The 16,044-nt window shown below is 60.6% G+C and carries 15 protein-coding genes; 6 read left to right on the top strand and 9 right to left on the bottom strand.

From position 1 onward, the window contains the following. Positions 1-173 precede the first annotated feature (173 nt). From ACHWRX_RS07275 to ACHWRX_RS07260, 4 genes are all read right to left on the bottom strand, one after another. Positions 174-1,373, bottom strand: coding sequence for an acyl-CoA dehydrogenase family protein (locus ACHWRX_RS07275; RefSeq protein WP_058736609.1), 1,200 nt, complete (start codon positions 1,371-1,373; stop codon positions 174-176). 73 nt (positions 1,374-1,446) lie between these two features. After that, positions 1,447-2,595, bottom strand: a complete 1,149-nt coding sequence (locus tag ACHWRX_RS07270; protein ID WP_058736610.1) for an acetyl-CoA acetyltransferase — start codon at positions 2,593-2,595, stop codon at positions 1,447-1,449. Then, the gene (locus ACHWRX_RS07265; protein ID WP_394658688.1) at positions 2,592-2,909 is read right to left on the bottom strand and encodes a Zn-ribbon domain-containing OB-fold protein; all 318 of its coding nucleotides are present in this window, start codon (positions 2,907-2,909) and stop codon (positions 2,592-2,594) included. Before ACHWRX_RS07265 ends, ACHWRX_RS07270 begins: the two co-directional genes overlap by 4 nt. A 195-nt stretch (positions 2,910-3,104) precedes the next feature. Further along, positions 3,105-3,836, bottom strand: coding sequence for an SDR family NAD(P)-dependent oxidoreductase (locus ACHWRX_RS07260; RefSeq protein WP_394658687.1), 732 nt, complete (start codon positions 3,834-3,836; stop codon positions 3,105-3,107). A gap of 486 nt (positions 3,837-4,322) precedes the next feature. Here ACHWRX_RS07260 and ACHWRX_RS07255 point away from each other — a divergent pair, with 486 nt between their 5' ends. Next, positions 4,323-4,991, top strand: coding sequence for a helix-turn-helix domain-containing protein (locus ACHWRX_RS07255; protein ID WP_394658686.1), 669 nt, complete (start codon positions 4,323-4,325; stop codon positions 4,989-4,991). 59 nt (positions 4,992-5,050) lie between these two features. Here the strand turns inward: ACHWRX_RS07255 and ACHWRX_RS07250 are convergent, their stop codons facing one another. The 4 genes from ACHWRX_RS07250 to ACHWRX_RS07235 form a co-directional block, all read right to left on the bottom strand. Then, the gene (locus ACHWRX_RS07250) at positions 5,051-5,425 is read right to left on the bottom strand and encodes a carboxymuconolactone decarboxylase family protein (RefSeq protein WP_394658685.1); all 375 of its coding nucleotides are present in this window, start codon (positions 5,423-5,425) and stop codon (positions 5,051-5,053) included. A gap of 76 nt (positions 5,426-5,501) precedes the next feature. Continuing rightward, positions 5,502-6,086: a nuclear transport factor 2 family protein gene (locus tag ACHWRX_RS07245; protein WP_058736615.1), complete on the bottom strand. Its 585-nt coding sequence runs from the start codon at positions 6,084-6,086 to the stop codon at positions 5,502-5,504. Between the two features lie 110 nt (positions 6,087-6,196). Continuing rightward, positions 6,197-7,363 carry a 12-oxophytodienoate reductase gene (locus ACHWRX_RS07240; protein WP_394658684.1) on the bottom strand — a complete coding sequence of 389 codons (1,167 nt, stop codon included), beginning with the start codon at positions 7,361-7,363 and terminating at the stop codon, positions 6,197-6,199. 30 nt (positions 7,364-7,393) lie between these two features. Then, positions 7,394-8,155, bottom strand: coding sequence for an SDR family NAD(P)-dependent oxidoreductase (locus ACHWRX_RS07235; protein ID WP_394658683.1), 762 nt, complete (start codon positions 8,153-8,155; stop codon positions 7,394-7,396). A gap of 72 nt (positions 8,156-8,227) precedes the next feature. On the opposite strand from ACHWRX_RS07235, the gene ACHWRX_RS07230 reads away from it, so the two are divergent. The 5 genes from ACHWRX_RS07230 to ACHWRX_RS07210 all read left to right on the top strand — a co-directional run bounded on the left by ACHWRX_RS07230 (position 8,228) and on the right by ACHWRX_RS07210 (position 15,367). Continuing rightward, positions 8,228-9,763, top strand: a complete 1,536-nt coding sequence (locus tag ACHWRX_RS07230) for an epoxide hydrolase family protein (RefSeq protein ID WP_394658682.1) — start codon at positions 8,228-8,230, stop codon at positions 9,761-9,763. Further along, on the top strand, positions 9,760-10,488 hold the full coding sequence (locus ACHWRX_RS07225) for an enoyl-CoA hydratase-related protein (protein WP_183616959.1): 729 nt from the start codon (positions 9,760-9,762) through the stop codon (positions 10,486-10,488). The genes ACHWRX_RS07230 and ACHWRX_RS07225 overlap by 4 nt, the downstream gene beginning before the upstream one ends. A gap of 255 nt (positions 10,489-10,743) precedes the next feature. Beyond that, the gene (locus ACHWRX_RS07220; protein WP_206542843.1) at positions 10,744-12,471 is read left to right on the top strand and encodes an FAD-binding protein; all 1,728 of its coding nucleotides are present in this window, start codon (positions 10,744-10,746) and stop codon (positions 12,469-12,471) included. A gap of 281 nt (positions 12,472-12,752) precedes the next feature. Further along, on the top strand, positions 12,753-13,910 hold the full coding sequence (locus ACHWRX_RS07215) for a serine hydrolase domain-containing protein (protein ID WP_394658681.1): 1,158 nt from the start codon (positions 12,753-12,755) through the stop codon (positions 13,908-13,910). A 26-nt stretch (positions 13,911-13,936) separates the two neighbouring features. After that, positions 13,937-15,367 carry an SRPBCC family protein gene (locus ACHWRX_RS07210; protein ID WP_058736621.1) on the top strand — a complete coding sequence of 477 codons (1,431 nt, stop codon included), beginning with the start codon at positions 13,937-13,939 and terminating at the stop codon, positions 15,365-15,367. A gap of 50 nt (positions 15,368-15,417) precedes the next feature. On the opposite strand, the gene ACHWRX_RS07205 is transcribed toward ACHWRX_RS07210, so the two are convergent. Further along, the coding region (locus ACHWRX_RS07205; protein WP_394658680.1) for an enoyl-CoA hydratase/isomerase family protein at positions 15,418-16,044 on the bottom strand (627 nt) is incomplete at its 5' end.

Raw genomic sequence — 16,044 nt, 5'->3', positions numbered from 1 at the left:
AGCTCGGCGAATTTCTCCCAGGCATCGGTGTCAAGACCGTCCGGCGTCTCGCGCAGAGAGCGGCGATGTTCCAGCGTGAAGCGCTCTGACAGGTAGCGTTCGGCACTATCGAGCAGCATGCGCTGCAGATCGGAAGGATTAAAGTCCATGTGTCGTTCCTGCTTTGCCTGCCGTTAAAGATCGAAGGCGAGCTTTGAGATAATGCCCTTTTGAATCTGCAGTGTGCCGCCATAAATCGTGGCGGCCCGCATCACGAGCGCGCGGGGCGTAGCGTTCTCTGTGTAGTCCGGCCACAGCGGTGCTTCGGTTCGATCCGCGACTTCGAAGGGGAATTTGCGCATCGCGCGCACCCCGATCATATCCACCTGAAATTCGTTGATCGTCTGCTGCAGGCGCGATCCGGCGATTTTCAGTGTCGAGGCAGCAGCGGTCGAGTTGTACTTGAACTCTTCGCGGCAGAGCTCTCGCATCACGGACCATTCCAACGCCATCACTTCCGCTTCCAGATGCATCAGGCGCGCGTGAATCACCGGGTCTTCGATCAGTGGCTTGCCATGGCGAGTCTCGGTGCGCGCAATTTCTTTCGCCCGCGCCATTTCGCGCTTGTTGAAGAAGATGAAGGAGCTTGTCGTCCGCTCATGATCGAGCAGATACTTGGCATAGGTCCACCCCATCCCTTCCTCGCCGATCAGGTTTTCGGCCGGCACCTCGACACTGTCCAGGAACACCTCGCACAGATCCGCTTCACCATTGAGTTGCGGGATGCGGCGAATGGTGACTCCGGGGGAGTCCAGCTTGATCATCAGGAACGAGATTCCGGCCTGCGGCTTCACGTCGGGGTTGGTGCGAACCAGGAAGAAACCCCATTCCGCGGCGTAGGCCACGCTGGTCCAGATTTTCTGGCCGTTCACGATATACTTATCGCCTTCGCGGCGCGCGGCGGTGCGCAGCCGGGCGAGGTCTGAGCCGTTGCCGGGCTCGGAGAAGCCTTGCGACAGATAGTAGTCACCGCGGCGGAACGCAGGAAGAAAGCGATCCTTTTGTTCCTGTGATCCGAATTCGTAGATCACCGGGCCGCACATCATCGTCGCTCCCCAGCAACTGTCCGGAGCCCATGCGTTTGCGCATTCTTCGTTAAAGATGTGCAACTGCATCGGCGACCAGCCGGTGCCACCGTGCTCGACCGGCCAATGGGGAACGGACCACCCGCGCTTTTCTAGGATGCCCATCCATTTCAATGAGTCCTCAGCTTCAGACTGGTTGCCGCTAAAGGCCTTTTGGCGTGCTGCCATGTCCTTCGGCAGGTCGGCCCGGATTGCCTCGCGCACTTCCTTGCGAAAATCGTCTAGCGTGGGGTCTGGTGCTAAATCCATGATCGTTATCCAATCCTCTTCGGCAAGCTGCGCACCGCCGATATCTCTGACGTAAGTTAGAAAATCAGGGCCGTCATTCTACCCCAAGGACCGCCACGGCCTGGCTGGAGAGAACGCCCCCGTTGCCTTGGGCGATCGCGGTGCGTGCGTTGCCGACCTGCCGCTGCCCGCATTCGCCGCGCAATTGGCGCACCGCCTCGACGATGGTGAAGAGCCCGTACATTCCAGGGTGGACGCAGGACAATCCGCCGCCGTTGGTGTTGACCGCCAGCTTCCCGCCTGGGGCGATCGCGCCATCGGCCACGAAGCGACCGCCTTCGCCCTTGGGGCAAAAGCCCAGGTCTTCCAGGAACAGGATCGGGTTGATCGTGAATGCATCGTATAGTTGGACGACGTCGATTTCCGCGGTGGTCAGTCCCGCTTGTGCCAATGCACGCGGCCCGCATTCGGCCAGGGCGGTTTCTGTCAGTTCCGGCATGGCCGCGATGTTCGCGTGGGTGGTCATGCTGGCAGCGCCCAGCACCGCGACGGGCGGGCGGGCCAGATCACGTGCCCGATCGGCGCGAGTCATGACGACCGCCGCCGCGCCATCGGTGACAAGGCAGCAATCCAGCTTCCCGAAGGGGTCGACGATCATACGCGCGCCCATGTACTCTTCCATCGTCAGCGGCGTGCGGCTGTAGGCGTCGGGATTGAGCTGTGCCCAGGCGCGTGCGGCCAGTGCCACTTCGCCCAACTGCTCCTTGGTGGTGCCATACAGGTGCATGTGTCGCTTCGCCGCGAGAGCATATCCCGTCATCGGCATGAGCGGGTTGTAGGCGGCTTCGTATACGAACGGCTGCGATGTGCGGCTCAGCTTGCCGATAGATGACGCCTGGTTGCTGCCATAGGCGATCAACGCGCAATCGATAAGGCCGGCATCGAGCATCCAAGCCGCGCGCTCGACATAGCTTTCGAACACGTTGCCGCCTGTGCGGCTGTTGTCCGCCACCTTGGGCTGTATACCGCAGTACTGGGCGAAGTTCATGCCGCCGCCGAAGGTGTCGTTCGAAGTGGTCACGAATACGCCGTCCACGTCCGCAAAGCTCAGCCCTGCTTCCGCCAAGGCATTACGTGCGGCGATGGCGGCCATGTCGTACGGTTCATAGCCGGGGCAGCGGCCTTCGCCAAAAGTGGCTGCGCCGACAATCGCGGTGCTGGCGCGCGGAAAACGACCGTTCATCGCGCGTTCTCCCGCGCATCGAAGACTACAATATGGCCATCCTCATGTGGGATGATACGTGCCTGCACCTCGAGGCCGATCGGCACGGCATCTGCCGGCAGACCTTCCACCCGCGCCATCATGCGGGGGCCTTCTTTCAGATCGATTAGGGAGATGTTCACATCTGCTTCGGGGGGGCGTTTGCGCACGCAGGTTGAGGCGTACACGGTGCCACGGCCCGATGGCTCGAACCATTCGAGGTCCTCGCCCGTACCTGGAGCCACAGCGCGCGGAAAAAACACCGCGTTGCCCGTCTTCACGCCCCGCTGGATCATGAACCGCCCCGCTGCAAGATGCGCCTGGTACTGAAGGTCCGGCCCGCCTGTTTCCGTCGTCGTTGTCATGGTCAACCTGTGCAGAAGATATGTTCCCCTTAGTGGTGAATTACCCCGGCTTGTCGAGTCCGTGCCAAGCAGATCAGATGGACGATGGAACGGCGCGGTTCGCGCGTCTTGATCACGCCGTTAAGCTCAGATCTGACCGCCACCCGCGACGCGAATGTTCTCACCCGTCACCATCGCCGCGCCGTCCGAACACAGCCAAAGGACACTGGCTGCGATTTCTTCGGGCAGGACGGAACGGCCAATCGGCTGCGTTTCAATGGCGAGCGCTTTTTCTTGGTCGGCAGTCATCAGCTTCGTGATCGCTTCCGTCCGCACCAGGCCCGGGGAAACGGCATTTACGCGAATTTTATCCGCGGCATGGCGAACCGCGACGTGTGCCGTCATGTGAATGACGCCGGCCTTGGCCGCCGAATACGCTGCGTTCGCCGGTTCGGCATAGCGAACGCCGGCCATCGACGCAGTGTTCACGATCGCACCGCCACCAGTTTCGCGCATCATCCGCACTTCATGCTGCATGCACAGGAAAGGCGACTTAAGGCACAGATCGATCGTGCGGTTCCAGTCCTCGATCGAAATATCGAGCAGCCCCTGGCCCCACGAAAAGCCTACATTGTTATGTGCGTAATCCAGACGCGGAAAGCGGTGCTTGATCATGCCGAACAGGGCGTCGATCTGCGAAGGATCGGTCATGTCGGATTGGTGGAAGACGGCGGAGCCGCCCGCGTTCTCGATCTCCTGCCGCACGGCTTCGCCGCGATCGGCATCGATATCCGCTAAAACCACGGTCGCACCGTTGGCAGCAAAGCCCAGCGCGGTCGCCCTGCCGATCCCGGAGGAGGCGCCTGTGATGAGAGCCACTTTCCCAGCAAAGTCATATGTCGTCTTTATCATAGGCTATACACATGAGCGAGACCTTCGCGCTGTCAACACCTGGCCGCCAGTATCGTCGCCACGATGGGTTTCGCGCGATCGTTCGATAGTCGAAGAGGCAAGCGGTACGGCATGCAGACGCTTCTGAACCATCGGCCGAGGCGGTAGAGGAAGCAGGAGAAACGAAATTATTGGGGTGAAGCTATCTCCCTTTGTCCTTGCCGAATGGATCGTCAGCACCCCGCCGCGATTCATCCTGTCCTCCCGGATCACATGGGCCGAATGGAGACGGACGGTATGATAGGTGGCATTCTTGCGGAAATCGGGAACGCGGTCGCCGCCGCCAGATCATGAAGGATGGACGTCTCCCATAAAGCCGCTACTTGATGGCAAGGGGATCACAGGGCAATATGGACGATCGGCACGTCGCCATTTGGTCTAAAGCGCGTCAGGATTTTTTTTAGGGGGCGATCGATGAAAGACGTGATGGTAGCCGACCCGGCCACCGCAAAGGCCTCTTTATCGGCGCCGCCCGTCCGTCAACGAAGGGCACGGCGCTCCCGAGAAAACGTGGAAGGATGCATTCGCGAGGCTGCCCGTCGTCTCTTTGCGGACCGGGGCTATGCCGCCACAACAACTCGCGAAATCGCCGAGCAAGCCGACGTCAGCGAGACGCTGCTGTTCCGCTACTTCGGCGACAAGGCGCAGTTATTCGACGCCGTGATCATCGAGCCATTCAATCAGGTCATTCGCAAATTCACGATGGCGCAAACTTCGTTTCATGGCCCAGACGCACCGGACCTCTATCGCCTCGTGTTCGATCTTCTCACGGAAAACCGCGATTTGCTCACTGCGATCGTGATTGGTCGTGCGCAAGGCGCCACGGCGGCCGATCATCACTCCCCCAGCTTCGAGCCGTTTTTTCAAGCCGGGCTTGCGAGCCTGAATGCGGAGTACGCTGCTGCCGGCATCACGCCGCCTTTCGACCTGGATATCGGGATAAGGCTGACGTTTGGAATGATGGGAAGTGCGGTCTTGATGCGGGACTGGCTGTTCCCACCTGGCGATGGCGCCCGCGATCACATCCTCGCCGCTAGCGAGGAGATCGTCCGCCGTGCACTGCGGGTACCTCTCAAGACGTGATGGGATCGTAGCAGTGCGCCCGACATAGGCTTGACGAGGTCAAGTAAATCCCGACTTAATCACAGCATTCCGCGCTCTTCCGAGGTCCTTGTTTCGGTATCGATGCCCAGTTCGCGAAGCACTTCGACGATCGCTGTTGTTGCGGAAGCTACGGCGGGAAAACCTACATAGGGCAAAGTCTGGATCAAGGCCTCTTCGATATCGCGCGCGGTCAAGCCATTGCGGATGCCGATGCGGATGTGGTTCTTCAGTTCGAGAATCTGACGCTGGGCTATCAGCACGCCGATCACCACAAGGCTACGCTGCTTACGTTCAAGACCGTCACGGCCCCAGACATCAGCAAAGGCGTAATGCGTGGCCATTTGCGCGATGGCGCTGCCAAAGCCGTTGGAAGCCATCGCATCGCGCATTTTTGCCGATGCACCTTCGCCCATCAATTCGTCGAAGACCTGCAGGCCGCGCTCGGTCCGGTCGTTCTTCATATCCTTGCTCCTGAGGCAGTGAACCCTGTCATGCCTTGTCCCCTGAATGCCCGACCGGAAGACGCGTGATTTTCGCCACATCCTCCGCGCTCGATTTTTCCCAGAAGCCGGCCCAGGTCGGGAAATCCTGTGGCAGATGCGGCAAGCGATCCGACCATCGATCCCACAACTGGAAAGGCGCGCGCGGGCGGTCCAGCTCGTCCACCGAGTACCAATGCTTTTCGCTACGCCGTTCGAAATACCAGCGGCCATCGCGGCGCACGTAACGATCAAAATAAATGATCGCCATGGTCACCCACTCGTCACCATCTTCATGCTCTGCCCGGCAATAGACCGTGCCGGTCGCAGTATCATCGTCGATGAAGTCTACCGTGTGCCCGCAGATGAAGTGGATCGAGCGGTAAAAGGTGCGGACGCTGGGATCGATGAAAGTGCGCAGGGCTTCCCGGCCTTTGCCGCGCCTGCCGCAATCGACATCCTCAACAAACAGCCCGATCCAGGTGTCAATATCGCGGGCATCGACTGCGCGCGCGTAACGGGTGGGCAACTCCGCGATTTCCATACGCGATTCGATGCGCTCGATCCGCTTTTCCAGCGATGTTGCCTCGGCCATTTGCTCTCCATCTTTCCGAATGCTTTTGTGGTCACTAGTTTCGCAGGCGAGCCATTGCCATCGGCCCTGCCGATGATCACAAGCGCGATACGAGCCAGAAAACCAAGCGCTCAGGTCAGGCGCTGGAGGCTGCTATTGTCGAACGGCAAAAACGGCTCGCCGCGTAGCGCCTTGGTAAGCCATGCAGGATCGTTCAGCAGCGAGCGGCCCACGCCGACCAAATCGACCTCCCCCATCTCGAAACGAGCGATCACCTTGCCGAGATTGTCGGCAGCACCCGAACCGGAATCGATGTGATGGTCACGCTTGCCCTGGTCCAGGCCGACCCCGCCTACGCACATCCCGATCTTGCCCGTCAGCTTCTTGGCCCAACCACCCAGGTTCAGGGTCGATCCCTCAAAGATCGGTGTATCGAAATAACGCTGGCTACCGTCGAAAATGTCGACGCCGGCGTCGGCGATCGGGCCCAGAATTTCGCCCAGTTCCTCCGGGGTATCGGCAAGGCGAGCGTTGTAGTCCTGCATCTTGAATTGTGAGAAGCGCAGCATGATCGGGAGGTCTTCGCCGATCTCGCGCCGGATCGCACGGACGACTTCAACGGCGAAGGTGGCGCGTTGACGACGGTCGCCGCCCCAGCGGTCGGTACGCTGATTGGTGCCCGCCCACAGGAAGTTGTCGATCATGTAACCATGCGCGCCGTGGATCGCGACGCCATCGAAGCCTAGTCGTGCGGCGTTGGCGGCGCTGCGGGCGTAGGCAGCGATGACATCGGCGATGTCATTCTCGCTCATCGGTTCGGTATCGGGTCGCAACCGTTCGACGTGGCCGGGCTCCAGGCTCACTTTGCCAAGCGGGCCCAAAACGCCTGAGGGACGGCGCGGGCCGACCTCCGGGTCCGTGCTGTTGGCGGCATCGCGCATCGCGCCCTGGTGCCATAGCTGGGGGATGATCTTGCCGCCGGCATCGTGTACCGTATCCACAACCTTGCGCCACCCGGCCAAGGCGGCATCGCCGTGAAGCACCGGAACACCTGGCATATCGACTGCAGCACGATCGTCGATCCCGACGCCCTCGGTGACGATAAGGCCGACATGGTTTTCTGCGCGACGGCGATAATAGCCGACGATCTCGTCATTAGGAACCCGGCCGGTCGCCTTCTCCCGCGTCATCGGCGCCATGACAATGCGGTTGGCCACTTTAAGGCCGCGTACCGACAGCGGGGTCATCAACGGGCGAAGGCGATCCTGGATGTCGGCGGGAGAAAAGGCATCAGCCATGGTTTGATCCTGTTGAACGGAAATTATGGCTTAGAGCGACTGCCCGTCATCCAGTTCGAAAGAAGCGCCGGTGATGGTGCGTGCCGCGTCCGATAACAGCAGCATGATCGGGGGCAGCAAGTCAGCCGGCTCCATTGCCCGCTTGCGCGGGAAGCTCTCGATCAGGGCCTGGCCGGCAGGCGATGCCAGCCACTCGCTATTCAGCTCAGTCGCGATCCATCCTGGGCAGACCACGTTCACGTTGATGCCCTTCTGCGCCCACTCTTTCGCCAGAGCCTTGCCCATCATCAGCACGGCGGCTTTCGAAGCGTTGTAGGCGACCAGCTTTTCCAGCACACGGTGCGAGCCCACCGAGCCGACAAGGACGATACGCCCGTCACCCGATTGGGGCGAACCCGCCGCGATCATGCGCTTGGCGGCTTCACGAGCGGTGATGAACACGCCGCGCAGATTGACGTCCATCACATTGTCGAACTCGGCGATCGGAATGCCCAGGGCCGAACTGGGATAGTTCATGCCTGCATTGGCGATGACCGAATTGACCGGACCGAGCGCGGCTTGAGCGGCGTCAAAGCCCGCGCTGACGGAAGCTTCATCGGCGACGTCCATTTCTACGGCGACTGCACGGCCGCCCTTGGCCTCGATCTCGGCCTTCAAGTCAGCCAGACGATCCGCGCGGCGAGCGGCCAGGGCGACGGCAGCGCCATTCTCCGAAGCGGCACGGGCGAAGCAGGCGCCCAGGCCGGACGAGGCACCGGTGATGAGAACAACGCGATTGGAAAGGTCAGTCATAAGTCTAAATGCTCGTGTCAGGAACGCTCACCGGCCGGCGGTAAGCCAACTGCAGCCGACTATCACGCTTCCATGCCCCACACGATCGCCATTGCGATCGTACGCGAGTGGAAATGGGCGCGGCCCTGCTTCTGTGACGATCAGGCCGGTAGCGGCTCGCGTCTTGAACGACGTGCCATGTCGCCGGCCGCTTCAACGCGGCGGAGACATTCCATCAGGCCGCGCGTAACAGGATCATCAACCGGATTGCACTGCGGCGGGAAGTTTTCCAGCAGTGCGACACTGTGTGACGCGCGCGCCTGGTCTTTATCTCTGATCTCGCTTTCGATCAGGAAGCAAGATGATATGCCGGAAAGGCTCACCGTTACGTTTCCGTCCGCGTACCGGCAATCTCATCCCATGGGATATGATATTTGCGGGCAAATTTCATCGCCGACGCGATCATTGGCGCGGACCTCTGGCCCCATCGCGTTCGGCGGGGCAGGCAAGATGGACAGGAGAGATTGTATGAGCGTGCGGCCGTTTAAGATTGATGTGCCAGAGGCAGTGCTCGCCCGGATACAAACACGCCTCGCTGATACGCAGATCGGCTATGCCCCCAAGGCCAGGGATTGGACTTGGGGCACGGACAGAGACTACCTGGCCGAGTTCGTGGCCTATTGGCGTGAACATTATGATTGGCGCGCGCAGGAAGTGCTGCTGAATCAATATCCCCAATTCATGGCGGACGTTGATGGTATTGATATCCACTTCTACCACGTTCGGGGCGACGGATCGCAAGCTCTGCCGATCATCCTGACGCACGGGTGGCCGGGCTCGGTGATCGAATTTCTGGTTGTGATCCCGAAGCTGGTCGCGGCGGGGTTCGACGTGGTGGTGCCCTCCCTTCCCGGATACGGTTGGTCCGGACGCCCGGTCACGCCGATCGGCCCGGCAACAGTGGCTGCCATGTGGCGCAAGCTGATGGTCGATGTGTTGGGCTACCCGCGCTTCTTCGCACAGGGCGGGGACTGGGGCTCTGCAGTGACCCATCAGCTTGGCGTGACCCACGCGGACGTTGTCGCCGCGATCCATCTCAATTTCTTCATGGGGCCGTCGCCCAAATCTTCGGACGATCCCGAACTCGCCCAATACTGGCGGTCCGTCGGCGCGCTCATGCAGGAAGAAAGCGGATATCACCATCAGCAGAGTACTCGGCCGCAGACCTTGGGGCTGGCCCTTCACGACAACCCCGTAGGCTGGGCCAGCTGGCTTCTGGAGAAATTTCGCCGGTGGGGCGACACCGGCGGCGATATTGAGAGCCGATTCGAGAAGGATCATCTGATCACCAATATGATGGCCTATCTCGTGACGGAAAACGTCATTTCCTCCCTATGGATGTATTACGGCAGCAACCATGAGGCCCGCGCCGGGGGCAGGGTCGAGGTGCCAACCGGCCTCGCGCATTTCCCCGGCGAGTTCTACCCGATGCCCTCGCGCCGGTTGGCTGAACAGGCGTACAATGTGCAGCGTTGGAGCAAGATGTCCGCTGGTGGGCATTTCGCCGCGATGGAAGAGCCCGAGGCCTTCGCGGAAGATGTGATCGCTTTTTTTGGAGGTCGCTCATGACCGAAGTCTTGCTGAAACAGGAGCCGGCTGAGGGCGTTCTGATGTTGACGCTCAATCGTCCGGCCGCGCGCAATGCGATCGATCTTGGGCTTCTTGATGCTCTGACAAACGCCTTTGCCGATTTTCGAGACGATGCGCGTTGGCGTGTCGCTATCCTCACGGGTACGCCGCCCGCGTTCTGCGCCGGGCTGGATCTCAAAACCTTCTCCGTGCCCGACGCGCCGCGTCATTTGGTGACCGAGCTAATCACGTCGATCCCCCATCTGGGCAAGCCGATTATCGCCGCGGTCAGTGGATCGGCATTTACCGGCGGACTAGAGATGGTGCTGGCCTGCGATTTCGCGATCGCAGCAGAAGAAGCGCGCTTCGCTGATACCCATGCCAAGATCGGCGCGCTTTCTGGAAGTGGCATGGGATCGCGGCTGCCGCACAGGGTCGGCACGGCCTGGGCGAAGCAAATGATGCTGACGTGTGCCCCGATCGATGCGGCTACCGCGTTGCGCATCGGCTTGGTCAACGAAGTCATGCCCGCCGAGGCGCTGGTCAGCCGGGCGGTGACTTTGGCCACGCAGATCGCTGCGCACGATCCCGAATTGATCGCAACTGCGCGAGGTGTGGTGGATGATGCGGCCAACCTGACATTGGCCGAGGCGACTCGGATCGAGCAGGCAGCCTTGGCCAAGCGCAAAGCCCGCGGCGCGATGTCCTGGAATACGACGCTTTAAGGCCTGAAAAGGCACAAGATGACGTTCGCATCGAGCTTCGACCCGCTTTCGTCTGAAGCCCTGGCTAATTTGGGCACGCATTATCCCACGCTTGCGCGAAGTTCGCCTTGTCACCCTCTGGAGACGGACTGCCATCCGTTCCGGATCACCAGCGAATACGCTGAGATCAAGGATGAGACACCGCGCGCGGAGTAATGTTGCGTTCACTGCATATCGGTGATTAAATCAATGAACACATTTAGAGAGAGGTTGCCCGTGGCACTGCCCGCCCCCGAATCCCTGAAGCTCGAAAACGAGTATGACTTCATCATCGTCGGCAGCGGCGGCGGTTCGATGGCGGCGGCGCTCTTTGCCAAAAAGGCGGGGCTCAATCCCGTGATTCTGGAAAAGCTCGACAAGATCGGCGGATCGACCGGTTTTTCCGGCGGGGTATGGTGGGTTCCCAACAATCACGTGATCAAGCGGCACGGCGTGCATGATACGAAGGAACTGGCAAACCGCTACATGGATGCCACTGTCGATTTTGTCGGCAAGGGCACTACGCCGCAACGGCGCGAAGCCTTCCTGGAAGAGGGGCCGGAAATGGTCCAGTTCCTGGAAGACGAAGGCATGAAGTTTGAGTTTCCGGATGGCTGGGCGGATTACTACGATGAACGCGATGGTGGCCAGCCCCGTGGTCGCTCTCTGGTAGCCGAGCCTTTCGACTTGCGTGATCTCGGGCCGTGGGCGGACAAGGTCTCGCTCTACGCGCCTTTCACCGGAGTGCCGTTCAACGCGCTGACGATGATGAAGATGCTGATGTTCAAGCGGACGATGGCGGCGAAGAGAACGTTGGGCAAAGTGCTGTTTGCGATGGCGCGGAACAAGGTGTTGGGTCGGCGGATCGTGGCGGCAGGCGGGGCGATCCAGTCCCGGATGCTGCAAATGACGCTGAAGCGCGGTATTCCGGTGTTCTCCGGTTTCGCCACCGATCATCTGGTTGAAGAGGACGGCCGCGTCGTGGCGGTGGAGGGCATGTACCAGGGCAAGCGTGTGATGGTACGCAGCCGCCACGGCATCCTGCTGAATGTCGGTGGGTTCTCACGCAATCATGAGATGCGCCAGAAGTATCAGCGCGGGCCAATCACGGCGAAATGGACGAACGCCAATCCCGGTGACACCGGCGAAATGATCGAAGAAATGATCCGTCTGGGCGCGGATACCGAAAATCTGGACCTTGCCGTGTGGGTGCCGACGTCTCTTACAGCCGATGGGAAAAACCCGACCGGCGCTATCGGCAAAGACGGATCACCTTTCCCGTTCATGCATAACGCCGATGTCGCCATTCCGCATTATATGTGGGTGGACAAGACCGGAAACCGTTTTGTCAACGAAGCCAGCTCTTACATGGAACTAGGCGAAAAGATGTATGAGAAGGGCGCAATCCCTGCGTTTGCCGTCTTCGATGATCGCGCGATGAAGAACTATGCCTACGGCAACTTGTTGCCGGGAATGAAGCCGGTGAAGAAGTGGCTTGAGGAAGGGTTCCTCGTCAAGGCAGATACGATTGAGGAACTTGCCCAGAAAGCGGGGATCGATCCGGCGGGTCTGGCCGCGCAAGTGGCGCGTTACAACCATTTCGCTAAAACCGGTGTGGACGAGGAATTCCACAAGGGAGAACGGGAATACGATCGCTTCCGCGGCGACCCGACGCACAAGCCGAACCCGTGCGTCGGCGCGATCTCCAAGGGGCCTTTCTATGCCACGCGCATGTATCCGGGCGACGTCGGCACTTTCGGTGGCGTCGTCACCGATGAGCGAGCTCGGGTGCTGCGCAAGGACAGTTCGGTCATCGAAGGCCTTTACGCGACGGGCAATTCCACTTCGTCGGTAATGGGCCGCACCTATCCGGGGGCCGGCGCCAGCATCGCGCCATCGTTCGTCTTTGGATACATCGCGGCCAAGGATGTTCTGAAGAAATCCCACAACGCCTCTATGCATTAAGTTCGGATGGGAACGATCGATGCTCGGTTAAGGGGTAGCGAGGGCTTGAGCCAAGTCGCGCCACGGCCCAACTCAAGTCCGGCAGCGACAGGGATGCAAATCAACGTCTACATGATATCTGCCGGGGCGAACGCTTGTACAGCACGCATGAAGGTTCGATATGCTGCATCGTTCGAGCTCGGAATTTGGTCACCGTCCCCTACCTCTGTTTGAAAGGTAGAAAAAGTGATCGGACCCGCGAAGTTTAAGGCGCCTTTGGGCGTGCAGGAAGGAAAGCAGATATGAGCACCGCCGCCGCTCCCAAAACACCCTTAGTCGAGCAGACTGTGCGTCAGCTGATTGACGATGGACGCGAAGTCGGCGTTCAGGTCGCCGCTTATCTGGATGGCAAGCTGGTGGTGGATGTGGCGGCGGGCATCGCCGATCCCGATACCGGGCGTGAGGTGACGGGCGATACGCTCTTCAACATGTATTCGGTCACCAAGCCCTTCGCCGCTACTGCCCTGCATATCCAGGTTGATCGCGGCTTGGTCGATTACGATGCCAAGGTTGCCGACTACTGGCCCGAGTATGCCGCCAACGGCAAGGAGGCGACCACCGTTCGCGATGTTCTGACGCACCGCGCCGGTATTCCCCAGATGCCCGAAGGCGTGACGCCGGAAACGATGGTGGACTGGGACTGGATGACAAAGGGCATCGCCGCCCTCACTCCCCTCGCACCCCCAGGGGAGAAGGCGCTTTACCTGTCGATGACGTTCGGCTGGATCGTGGGTGAGATCGTGCGCCGCACCGATCCGCAGCAGCGCAGCATCGGGCGCTTCATCCGCGACGAAATCGCGGCGCCGTTGAATGCACCGGATATTTGGGTTGGCTTGCCCGAGGACCAGTTTCCCCGTGTTGCCAAGCAGATCGAAGCGCGGCCGTCGCTACCGCCCGAGCATTTGCCGCCGCTTTACACGGCTTCGATGCCGCCGCAGGTGGACCTTATCCCTGCGGTGTTCGAGCGGACCGATGTCCGGAAGGCGGAAATCGCGGGCGTCGGCGGCGTATTCACCGCAAAGAGCTGCGCCCGTTTCTGGGCAATGCTGGCCCAAGGTGGCGAGTTAGATGGCGTACGGGTGTTGTCCGAGGATCTCGTCCGCACCTTCAACACACCGCGCCCGATGAGCGATGAGCCCGATCCTGTGATGTTCGGTCAGCCGGTCCCGCTGGGAATCGCCGGATTCTGGCTGGGCGGCGAGCAGCCCCCGGTCGCCGCTGCCAAGCACGCGCGTGCGATCTGCCACCCCGGGGCGGGCAACTCGATCGGCTTTGCCGATCCCGCAACCAAACTGGCCGTCGCTTTCACGCATAACCGCCTGCAATCACCCTACACTCGCGACGACGATACCGCGCTGATCGTCGCAGATGCTATCCGTCAGGAACTCGGCATCGACTGAGGACGGCGCCGGAGAGGATAAAAGACATGAACGAACTAAGCACGAAGGGACTGCGCGGCGAAGTGCCGTTTGCCGTGACGCAGGCCGATCGCATCCCGGCCAAGCGATACTACGACCAAGAATTCTACGATCTGGAGTGCAAGCACCTCTGGCCCCGCGTGTGGCAGATGGCCGCACGACTGGAAGAGATTCCAGAAGTGGGCGATTATGCGGTGTATCGCAATCTCGACCAGTCCGTGATCGTGATGCGTACTTCCGCGACGGAAGTGAAGGCGTATCAGAACCACTGCCGCCACCGCGGCGTGGAATTGGTGCAGAAGCGCGGCAAGGCACGCGGCGGCTTCATCTGTCCCTTCCACGGCTGGCGCTGGGATAAGGACGGCAACAACACCTTCGCTTATGAGGAAACGGCATTCTCTGCCGAAAACATGTGCAAGGCCGACCTCGATCTGGTGCCGGTCCGGTTGGAAACGTGGATGGGTTGCGCGTTCATCAACTTTGATAACGACGCTCCGCCGCTGCGCGATACGCTGGGTGAGTTCGGCCGCAAGATGGACGGCTTCAAGGCCGAACAGCTGCGCGCCGAATGGTGGCTGGCGGCAAAACTTCCGGTCAACTGGAAGCTGGCCATGGAAGCTTTCATGGAAGGCTACCACGTCGCCACGACGCATCCCCAGCTTCTTCCCTATGGCGTCACCAACAAGCCCGGTGATGCGCGCTATCTCAAGCTTCCGGATGACACGGTCACCGTGACCTTCTGGATGACAGTCGGTTCGACGATGCCTGAGGAGGTGGACTCACGGCAATTCATCGACGCTTACGCCGAAGTCATGCAGACGCTGAGCGAGGGCATGGCGGGTATGACCAGTCCGGAGGAAGTGGAAGTGGTGCGTTCGCTGCGCGATACGCCGTTGCCCAAGCATCCTGCCGAAGCGGCGGCCGCGTTTCGCGTGATCCTAAACGACGCGATTACCAAGTACTACAAAGACAATGGCATGGATTGCGGCGACTTCAACGCGCTGGACAAGCAGCAGCTGGCGACGAACGTCAATTTCCTGTTCCCGCACTTCTTCATGCTGCCGGTGCACGGAGCTGCATCGTCCTATCGCATCAGGCCAACCGGGCCGGAGGAGTGCATCTTCGAGCTGTGGTCGCTCAAGCGCTATCCCGAAGGTCAGGAGCCTCCCGTACCCGAGATGCCGGAGCCGAAGCCGCATGACGATCCCAGCTGGCCGCCCATCCCGCGGCAGGACTATGCCAATCTTCCACGCCAGCAGCGTGGACTACACAGCGCGGGCTTCGAATTCATGCGTTTGTCGAATCAGATGGAAGGCCTGATCAGCAACTTCCACCGATTGGAAGACGGCTTCCTCGGCGGTGCCGATCAAGAGAGTCTGGTGAAGGGCATGCAAACCGTCTCCGGAGCGATCGACATGCCCGTCAAGTATTGGGATTGATCGTGGTGTAGTGCACAAGGGGCCGGACCAAGAAACCGGCCCCGTTCCTGTCACTGTGATTGCTGGGCACTCGCACCGAGAATGGCCATGCCTTCCATGATCAGCCCTTGGCCAAGCTCGCTTTCCAAGCCGGCGGACAGTGCGCGAGTCAGCAGCATTCGGGTATAGCGGCTGGCCATTGCCGGGCGCGCGGCCAAGGTGCGTGCATGATGCCAAGCCCGGGCATTCAGTTCGCCCGCGGGCAGAACTTCGCCCACCACGCCCAGGCGCAAGGCCTCCCGTGCATCGATCTCCTGCCCCGTCAGCAGGAAGTATCGTCCGCGATTGGGGCCAAACAGCATCGGCCAGATCACGTGGACGCCGTCGCCCGGCACCACGCCGGCCAACGCATGCGGCTTGTCTGCGAATACCGTCGTATCCGATGCAAGCACGATATCCGCCATCACGGCCAGTTCCGCGTGGATCGTTGCTGGCCCATTGACTGCGGCGATCACTGGCACTTCGATAGACAACAGATTGCGCAGGAGCCGTCGGCCCTCGCGAAAGATCGTGTCCCAAGCGTCCGGCCCCATCGGCGGCATCGCCTCGCTTTCCAGATCGAAGCCGTCGATGAAGCTGTCGCCGGTCCCTGTCAGAATGACCACGCGATTGGCAGTGTCTTCCGCCACGTCCCGAAA

The sequence above is a fragment of the uncultured Novosphingobium sp. genome (genome assembly GCF_964277725.1).
Lineage (GTDB): Bacteria > Pseudomonadota > Alphaproteobacteria > Sphingomonadales > Sphingomonadaceae > Novosphingobium > Novosphingobium fluoreni.
The sequence above is the reverse complement of the archived record's forward strand: the minus strand, read 5'-3'. Positions and strand labels throughout refer to the sequence as shown.

Bases quoted from the DNA above. Each gene is read 5' to 3' on its own strand.
- ACHWRX_RS07225 (WP_183616959.1), top strand. From the start codon at position 9,760: ATGACCGAAGTCTTGCTGAAACAGGAGCCGGCTGAGGGCGTTCTGATG.
- ACHWRX_RS07275 (WP_058736609.1), bottom strand. From the start codon at position 1,373: ATGGATTTAGCACCAGACCCCACGCTAGACGATTTTCGCAAGGAAGTG.
- ACHWRX_RS07230 (WP_394658682.1), top strand. From the start codon at position 8,228: ATGCCCCACACGATCGCCATTGCGATCGTACGCGAGTGGAAATGGGCG.
- ACHWRX_RS07255 (WP_394658686.1), top strand. From the start codon at position 4,323: ATGAAAGACGTGATGGTAGCCGACCCGGCCACCGCAAAGGCCTCTTTA.
- ACHWRX_RS07210 (WP_058736621.1), top strand. From the start codon at position 13,937: ATGAACGAACTAAGCACGAAGGGACTGCGCGGCGAAGTGCCGTTTGCC.
- ACHWRX_RS07270 (WP_058736610.1), bottom strand. From the start codon at position 2,595: ATGAACGGTCGTTTTCCGCGCGCCAGCACCGCGATTGTCGGCGCAGCC.
- ACHWRX_RS07235 (WP_394658683.1), bottom strand. From the start codon at position 8,155: ATGACTGACCTTTCCAATCGCGTTGTTCTCATCACCGGTGCCTCGTCC.
- ACHWRX_RS07245 (WP_058736615.1), bottom strand. From the start codon at position 6,086: ATGGCCGAGGCAACATCGCTGGAAAAGCGGATCGAGCGCATCGAATCG.
- ACHWRX_RS07240 (WP_394658684.1), bottom strand. From the start codon at position 7,363: ATGGCTGATGCCTTTTCTCCCGCCGACATCCAGGATCGCCTTCGCCCG.
- ACHWRX_RS07215 (WP_394658681.1), top strand. From the start codon at position 12,753: ATGAGCACCGCCGCCGCTCCCAAAACACCCTTAGTCGAGCAGACTGTG.
- ACHWRX_RS07250 (WP_394658685.1), bottom strand. From the start codon at position 5,425: ATGGGCGAAGGTGCATCGGCAAAAATGCGCGATGCGATGGCTTCCAAC.
- ACHWRX_RS07265 (WP_394658688.1), bottom strand. From the start codon at position 2,909: ATGATCCAGCGGGGCGTGAAGACGGGCAACGCGGTGTTTTTTCCGCGC.